9 protein-coding genes and 3 pseudogenes are annotated in these 7,273 nt (G+C 58.5%); 9 read left to right on the top strand and 3 right to left on the bottom strand.

Going from position 1 to position 7,273, the window contains the following annotated elements; translation table 11 throughout:
- Nucleotides 1-89: pseudogene (locus tag FHT69_RS34490) on the top strand (type II toxin-antitoxin system RelB/DinJ family antitoxin); the annotation flags it as partial.
- Nucleotides 86-379, top strand: coding sequence for a type II toxin-antitoxin system RelE/ParE family toxin (locus tag FHT69_RS32595; RefSeq protein WP_183906544.1), 294 nt, complete (start codon nt 86-88; stop codon nt 377-379). The pseudogene FHT69_RS34490 and the gene FHT69_RS32595, both read left to right, overlap by 4 nt.
- 227 nt (nt 380-606) lie before the next feature.
- Here FHT69_RS32595 and FHT69_RS34850 read toward each other — a convergent pair whose 3' ends face one another.
- Entirely contained in the window at nt 607-963 is a 357-nt protein-coding gene (locus tag FHT69_RS34850) for a hypothetical protein (RefSeq protein WP_409527538.1), read from the bottom strand.
- 80 nt (nt 964-1,043) lie between these two features.
- Nucleotides 1,044-1,361, bottom strand: coding sequence for a hypothetical protein (locus tag FHT69_RS32585; RefSeq protein WP_246780792.1), 318 nt, complete (start codon nt 1,359-1,361; stop codon nt 1,044-1,046).
- A gap of 579 nt (nt 1,362-1,940) precedes the next feature.
- On the opposite strand from FHT69_RS32585, the gene ligD reads away from it, so the two are divergent.
- From ligD to FHT69_RS34845, 6 genes and pseudogenes are all read left to right on the top strand, one after another.
- Nucleotides 1,941-2,990, top strand: coding sequence for a non-homologous end-joining DNA ligase (gene ligD / locus FHT69_RS32580; protein WP_183906543.1), 1,050 nt, complete (start codon nt 1,941-1,943; stop codon nt 2,988-2,990).
- Nucleotides 2,991-3,460: 470 nt separating this feature from the next.
- Nucleotides 3,461-3,766 (top strand): annotated as a pseudogene (locus FHT69_RS32575) (Tn3 family transposase); the annotation flags it as partial.
- Nucleotides 3,767-4,247: 481 nt separating this feature from the next.
- Complete coding sequence (locus FHT69_RS32570; RefSeq protein WP_183906542.1) at nt 4,248-4,784, top strand: response regulator; 537 nt, start codon at nt 4,248-4,250, stop codon at nt 4,782-4,784.
- 150 nt (nt 4,785-4,934) lie between these two features.
- The gene (locus FHT69_RS32565) at nt 4,935-5,129 is read left to right on the top strand and encodes a general stress protein (protein WP_183906541.1); all 195 of its coding nucleotides are present in this window, start codon (nt 4,935-4,937) and stop codon (nt 5,127-5,129) included.
- Nucleotides 5,130-5,355: 226 nt separating this feature from the next.
- Nucleotides 5,356-5,496, top strand: a complete 141-nt coding sequence (locus FHT69_RS34485; RefSeq protein ID WP_246780791.1) for an FAD-dependent oxidoreductase — start codon at nt 5,356-5,358, stop codon at nt 5,494-5,496.
- A gap of 482 nt (nt 5,497-5,978) precedes the next feature.
- Nucleotides 5,979-6,281 carry an FAD-dependent oxidoreductase gene (locus tag FHT69_RS34845; protein ID WP_409527540.1) on the top strand — a complete coding sequence of 101 codons (303 nt, stop codon included), beginning with the start codon at nt 5,979-5,981 and terminating at the stop codon, nt 6,279-6,281.
- A 34-nt stretch (nt 6,282-6,315) separates the two neighbouring features.
- On the opposite strand, the pseudogene FHT69_RS34480 reads toward FHT69_RS34845, so the two are convergent.
- A pseudogene (locus FHT69_RS34480) lies at nt 6,316-6,659 on the bottom strand (hypothetical protein); the annotation flags it as partial.
- Between FHT69_RS34480 and FHT69_RS34620 the strand changes: the two are divergent.
- Entirely contained in the window at nt 6,591-6,938 is a 348-nt protein-coding gene (locus FHT69_RS34620) for a CGNR zinc finger domain-containing protein (protein WP_281414294.1), read from the top strand. The pseudogene FHT69_RS34480 and the gene FHT69_RS34620 sit on opposite strands and share 69 nt — an antisense overlap.
- The last annotated feature ends 335 nt before the right edge of the window (nt 6,939-7,273 follow it).

Below are 7,273 nucleotides of genomic sequence, written 5' to 3'. Positions count from 1 at the left end.
GACCGGACGTCTCAGATGATGAAGTCGAGGCGCATTTCGCTGAACGTCGAGCGGCAGCCCGCCTTAACGCGGGTGCGCGCAAATCGTGAAGCTTATCTGGTCTGCGTTCGCGTTATCGGATCGCGACGCCATTTTCACATACATAGAAGCAGAAAATCCGTCAGCCGCCATACTGGTCGACGAACGGATCGTTGCTGCCGTCCGTCGGTTGGTAGATTTTCCCGCGAGCGGTCGTGTTGGCAGAATTGCTGGCACCCGCGAACTGGCAATTAACGGCATGCCGTACGTCGCGGCGTATGCAATTACCGAAACAGCGGTTCGTATTCTTCGCGTCCTCCATGGCGCGCAGGAATGGCCGGACACTTTGCCAACGCGCTAGGCTTTGTTCTCGATGGTGAGTCTCAACGGGTCGGTGGTTCGAATCTTTTCAAGGCGGCCAAGCCGAAGGGGCCGACCGGGGTGACAATTTCGCGCCGGCTCGCCGAGCAGACGCTCGGTAAAACTTGATTTTCAAGTTTTTCCGCGAGTGAGGATTATCACCAGCGTCCACGAAATTTCGCCATTCATTGTCTTTTCGAGGAAAAGTCTGTGCAAGCGACGCTGGAACTAACGGCCGATGGTCATGTTATCCATTCGTGCTCCATCGCGACAAGGGCGCTCCATCAAGAGCTTGATGATGCTGCGAGCGATCACGCCTTGGAGGATAGTACGATGGACGATAATGAGAAAAAAGAAGGCACTGCGGGCGTTCAGTCGCACCAGTCGTTCCGCCGCTTCGGGCTCGACGTCCTGGCGAGGCGTGGGTGTCTTGTCCACCGCGCCGCTGAACACGACTTTCAGGCCGCGCTCGGCCAGCAGCTCTTTCAGTCTGCCTTTGGCGATCAGCGCGAGCTTCCGTTCCTTGAGGCATTTCGCGTGCGATCCAATCTCCGGCGTATCAATTGCCCGAGACGAATGGAACACCTTCCCCCAGCAGTCGCATGTTCTGCCCGTCGCATTTGACGGTATCGCCGTCGATGGCCGTCGTGGCGCAGACAATGAGTTCAGCGATCATCCTTGCTTCCTCGCCGTCCGTTGTGCCGCATCAGTCTGTGGTAATATTCCTCGACCTTTCGCATAGCCTCGCGGGGTTCGGCTTCGAATCCTTGATGTGGCACCACCCGCTGCCTTACCTGCGGGCCAAGGCCGCTCCATTGCCATTCGCCACCCTTCGGGCCGCCGCTCTCAAATCGAATCCTCCCGATGATAACCGCACCGTCATAGCCCAGCCAGTCGAGATCCGTCGGCCGGTCGGTCTCGTCAATCTTCGTGCCGCGCCATTTGTAGAGGGGTTTGTATCGGGGAGACATGTTGGGGAACATCGCCCGAGCCGGCCTAATAATCAATCTGGGTGAGTTGCTTTTAAGCTTTGTTGCTGACTGCATTCGGAAATCGTCGAGACGTCAGTCGATTAGATCGGCACCCTATGATGGACAGTGAGGGGCTTCAGACCAATAGGAGGCGTCCTCGTCAGCACACTCTTGAGGGCTCCAGCCTTCTGCATGGAGCGATAGCCAGTAAGCCCGCGCAACGGTCCGCGCATATTCAGAGGGTTCCTTGCCAAACGGCCAGCCTTTTTCGGACGAGAGCTCCCAAATCCGCTTTGTGAAAAGGACGGTGAATTCGTCTTCGTCCAGCATCTGCAAAAAACAGAACCTCCGCAGCCGCCTTGTTGAGGATGGTGCAGAGTGCAAGGCAGGCGTCCAGCCCTCTGCGCTATCGGCATTAGATAACAGCCGATGAGCGACGATGGTTCCGGTACGCTTTCGTCCACAAAAAAGGCCCCGCGAGATTGCGGGGCGAGTTAGTGCGCATGGAAACTAGTGTGAGCGTGCGTGGATCCAAGTCAATAACCAATCTTGATCAATTGCTTTTTAAGGCATTGCTGATGAACTGCCGGCATGACAACGCCGCCCCGCAAGTCTTCGAAGCCGCTGCTTCGTGAAGCAGACGCGCCACTCCGCAGCCGGCCGCGCCGACAGCGCGACCCCGCGCAGCCAAACCTTCCTCTCGATCCCATGCCACCACGCATCGAGCCGTGCCTTGCGCTGCTGAAGGCAAAGCCGCCGAGGGGTGACGACTGGGTTTATGAAATCAAATGGGATGGCTACCGCCTGGCGGTTCATGTCGAGTCGACAGGCATCCGCATTCTGACGCGCGGTGGCCACGACTGGACGGATCGTTTCCCGGCGATCAAACAAGCGGCCTTGTGGCTTCCTGTTGGCACGGCAATCCTTGACGGCGAGGCCGTGGTTCTTGATAAGCAGGGCCGGTCGGACTTCGGCCTGCTGCAACAATCGCTCGGCGGCTGCGGCGGCAAGGAGAGCTCAAGCGACGCCATCTTCATGGCTTTCGATCTGCTCTATTTCGACGGGCATGATCTCAGAGATTCCGAGCTCAGCATGCGCCGGCATCTCCTTGAGGATCTGGTGCCGGCCGGCGAGCAGGGTGATATCCGGCTCTCCGAGGAGATCGAAGCCGACGGCGAACAGTTGCTTGCCAGTGCGTGCCAGCATGGTCTTGAGGGCATTATCGCCAAGCGCCGGGATGCACCCTATCGATCCGGCCGCCTCGGCGACTGGCTGAAGATCAAATGCATCCGGAGCAATGGATTCGTGATCGTTGGCTATGAGAAGTCGACGGCATCCTTCGGTGGCATCGGACGCCTTCTCCTTGCCGCGCGCAAGGGAGATGAGCTCGTCTATGTCGGGGGAGTAGGGACCGGTTTTAACGAACGTTCAGCCACCGAGCTCCGCAAGCAGATGGACAAGCTGATCATCGGCAAGCCCGTTGTCGATACCGGGAGAAAGCGGAATGCCGTCTTCATCGATCCCAAGCTTGTTGCCGAGATCGAATATCGAGCATGGACGCATGACGGGAAGCTGCGCCACCCCTCATATAAGGGCCAGAGGGAGGAGCAGGACAGCGCGGCAGTTTACGAGCTGGAATAGCCGCGCTGTCGCACCTTAACCCTTGTTGGAGGGCCGGAGCTCGCAGCCAATCGTCATCCCGAGCGTCTGAAACTCTTCCCATTAAAATGCGTTTTCATTGCCTCGGTGAGGGCAACCGACGATGTCTCGCCGGCAATTACTTGACCGACTGCGAAACGCAGCGCCTCCCGGCCCAATTCGCATTCCAGCGGGACATGGTGAGCCTTGCACCAATCTACATAACGCAGCTCCCCAGATTAGGCGGGAGCACGATTATCTCTCAGCGGTCGCAGCCGAAATCTTGGGACCGATGGCACCTATGTGGTCGGCGCCGCGGGTGCCGGCCCGTCGCCCGTCTGAGTATCGCTCGCCCCAGCAAACCTTTTGTCCGGTTTGGCGTTGTCGCACGAGAGTAGGTCGGCGGAGCAACTTATGACAACATTCTTTTTCTCGATCAAAGATGCCGATGGCGAGTTCCATGTCGACAATGGTCGGTGTTCTTCCACGAGCGGGGCGAGATCCGCGACCGGTCGTTCGAGAGCCAAGCGTTCCGCGCCTCTGGTCTCAACCTCGTCCTCAGTGCGATCGTCCACTGGAATACAGTCTATCTCGACCGTGCAATCACACAGCTAAAGCGAGCGGGTCGAGATATTCCTGATACTCTGTTGAAGCGCATCTCGCCGCTCAGTTGGGAGCATATCAACCTTACCGGCATCTACACATGGGATACCGAACATCAGTTACCGAACGGATTTCGATCGCTTCGTCTGCCAGCCGGGCTGCGGCGGGTCGCATAAGTTCTCATTCTGTTCGACCTTAGCGTACGATTTCGGACTACTCTTGTTCTGACCTCGTGTTCGAGGTCGCTCTCGCCGCGAGACCCGCAAGCTGCAAGCCGCGGGATCGCTGGCTGGCCGAGGACAGGGCCAAGACAGCTGCTGCGGCCCATCGACTAGCGCCTCGAAGTGTTGCGCTTGAGGCGAGGCGACAAGTTTGCTCCCGGCCCGTCGTCTTCGCGCTTGCTGCGGCTCGCCCGACGCGCTTTGCAAGCCCTCAGCCCGAGCAGCCTCCTTCGATCCACGTGGCGAGTTTCATTCGGAGCACAGAGGCCACCGCCCCCGACTTCGGTTGCTGTCGACGCTCAAAATGTTTCGCAGAGCGAGGAACCCGTTCAAGCCTTTCGAGGTTTAGTGCGGCGCGGTTGGCGAGGCAGGTGAAGCCGGATGTGGTTCGGAAATTAGTCTCGCTTGAAGCACTGTGATTAGAGGACCAGGGACGATGACCGGTAACGCTGACGAATGGATCGCAACGCGAGCTTATGCCTTGTGGGAACTGGCGGGCCGCCCGTTCGGGGGGGATGGAGTACACTGGCAGCAGGCCGTGCTGGAGCGGCGACTCCTGGAGGAGACCAAGGCCTCTTGCGATGGGCAGGAAGTGATTGATCGCACGCAGGCCGAACCGTTGAAGGCCCAAAGCGGTTCAAACGTTCTGGTCGTTGAGGACGAACCTATACTTCGCTACGATACGGTCGATATTCTCGAGCGGGCTGGGCACCGGGTTCTCGAGGCTGCGAACGCGGACGAGGCTTTGGTCTTCCTCAGACGGAACGACATCGACACGCTGCTCACTGACATCGATATGCCAGGTTCCATGGATGGCCTAGGCCTTGTCAAGAAAGTCAGGGCGGACTGGCCGTCTACCAAGGTCATTGTCACTTCCGGCCTTATCGCGCTGTCTCATGACGACCTTGAAACGGGCGTCGCCTTTATCTCAAAACCCGCATCGCGGTTGGAGTTGTTGAGGCTTATCGCCTGAGGGACGCTGCTCGATAACTCGCTTGCGGCGTAGAGTAGGCCCGCTTGAAAGGTGTCCAGTCGGTCCGTACGGTGCAAGACCAACAGGAAACCTTATCGGGTATTTGAGGTTCGCTTACCAGGGAATGATCCCTGAGTAAGGAGAAATAGAATGGCAAACCAAAGTGGAAACCAGTCCGGCGGCGATACGTCCAAGCGCGGCTTCGCATCGATGGATGATGAAAAGCAGAAGGAGATTGCCAGCAAAGGCGGTCAAGCATCGGGCGGCAACTTCAAGAACGATCCGGAGCGCGCTTCCGAAGCCGGCAAAAAGGGCGGCGAAAACTCCGGTGGCGGCAATCGCTGATTAGCCTGTTCGTGGCGTATGCCACGATTCCGGGGGGCCGGGCTTTGCCCGGCCCTTTTTTATACGCGTCGGTAATGATCGCTCTTACCAGTTTCAGTGCGGAGATGACGCGAGCGCCAGCCGAAGATTTTCGATGCATCGAGGGTTGTTTTTAGCGGATGTGGAACCATTGTTGGCCATGTCGTCAAACACTGGCGAAATCCCGGCTGGAGCAGCAGGATGCAGAATGGCATTGACGACGAACGCATTTGAAGACGAAGTGAATGATTGCGTGGTCATTGGAGGTGGTCCGGCTGGCCTCACCGCGGCGATTTATCTGGCCCGCTTCCATCTTTCGGTAACGGTCTTCCACGATGACTCCAGTTGAGCTTCCATGATCCCTATGTCGCACAACCACGCCGGATTCCCGGACGGCATCAGCGGCATCGAGCTGCTAGCGAGAATGAAGGCCAAGCGGTACGGGCAGCCATTCGAAGCCGGACGATCACGACGCTGCGCAAGGTCGACAACATGTTTGCGGCGAATTTGAGAATGGCAGCATCCGCTCTCGGACAGTTCTTTGGCAACCGGCGTCGTCAACCGCCGGCCCGCTATGCCACAGGCAACCCATGACGCCGTGGCTCGCGGCCTCATACGTTACTGTCCCGTCTGTGACGGCTTTGAGTTCACCGACAAGTCCGTTGGCGTTATTGGAACTGGAGGAAAAGGGTTCAGGGAGGCCATTTTCCTGCGAAGTTACACAAGGGACCTGACGCTAGTATCGTCCAACAGCGTACATGATTTGTCCGAAACCGAGGCGCTGTCGCTGGCCGAACATGGAATAATAGTTGTGGCAGGTCCCGTTGCGGGATCGAGCCGGACAATGATACGATCCGCATTACTACGCCGACGGCAACCTACCCATTCGCGTCCATATATCCGGCTCTCGGATCCGACACATGTTCGACCTTGGCATCCCCTATCGGAGCGAGGCTCTCAGACGAAGGATGTGTTCGCGTTGATGGTCATCAAAGAACCACGGTGTCGGGATTTTTCGCCGCTGGAGACGTCGTTGCCGGTCTTGACCAGATCAGCCATGCCATGGGGCAGGCAGGGGTTGCTGCCACGACAATTCGGAACGAACTTGGCGAGCGAGCGACCCTGGTGCGTTGATGACCATCGGAACGTCGCTGCTCAGGGGATTTAATCAACACAGACGGGGCGGCGGCGATTTCGCGCCGCTGTCAGTCCGACTTTTAAATTGATGGGCGATCACTACCCTGCGTACCTGCCTTGACCGCGTCGACTCAGCGACGACACGGTCCTTAACGGCGTCGTGGGCGTCTGACGCGACTTCAGCGGCCTTTTCGTAGAACTCCGTCGCCGTCTCTTTGCCTTGGTCGATAAGGTCCAGCGCGCGAGCGCCGAGTTCGTCCGTGGTGGAATAGAGACCTCGCCAAGCAACTCATCTTCGACGTCGGTATGCGGCAACGCTGCGCCGATAGCCGCGCCCACGGCAAAAGCCAGGGCACCCCCAACCAGCGGCTGATTGCCCAGTCACAGCAATCACCGCGCCGCGTTGCAGGCAACATCGAGTGGCGTCGTACGGACGCCAAAGACTTGGATGCGATCAGCAATCGTGTCGCCCCGTTTGCTGCCGAACTGCTGACGTCGCGAGACCGACGCCGTCCCGTGCGTGCCTGCCAGGGTCCCAATTGTGGCTGGCTGTTTCTGGACCGATCTCGCGGCGGTCACAGGCGATGGTGCTCTGACAAAACCTGCGGATCGCATGCGAGAGTGCGCAAGTTCCGAGCTGTCAAGGCCGACTGAAGTTGAGTTGCATCATGGGAAAGCGACATGGTGGCGGCTCGCCGGTCTTCCAGGCGCGCGTTACCCAAGTCGTGGAAGTGTTTCCCACGTGGGCGGGATACGAACTGATGTGCTTCGCCCGGGAACGGCGCCGGGCAATCCCTGGACCGCGCCGATATTCCGTGGTGCCGGGTGAAAAGCACACAAAGATGGCAAGGATAGAATCGAGAGACGGGTGCCCGCCTCAAACCAGCATCATCGCGGCCGATAATGTTGAGGCCCATCGGCTCTGTCAGCGAGACTTCTTGCATAGCTTCTCTGCGATCTCGAACATTCCTCCGGCGCGTTGTCCGGCG

Source organism: Rhizobium sp. BK008 (assembly GCF_014197345.1).
GTDB classification, from domain to species: Bacteria; Pseudomonadota; Alphaproteobacteria; order Rhizobiales; family Rhizobiaceae; genus Rhizobium; species Rhizobium anhuiense.
Note: the sequence above shows the minus strand (reverse complement) of the source record. Positions and strands in the feature narration are given on the sequence as shown.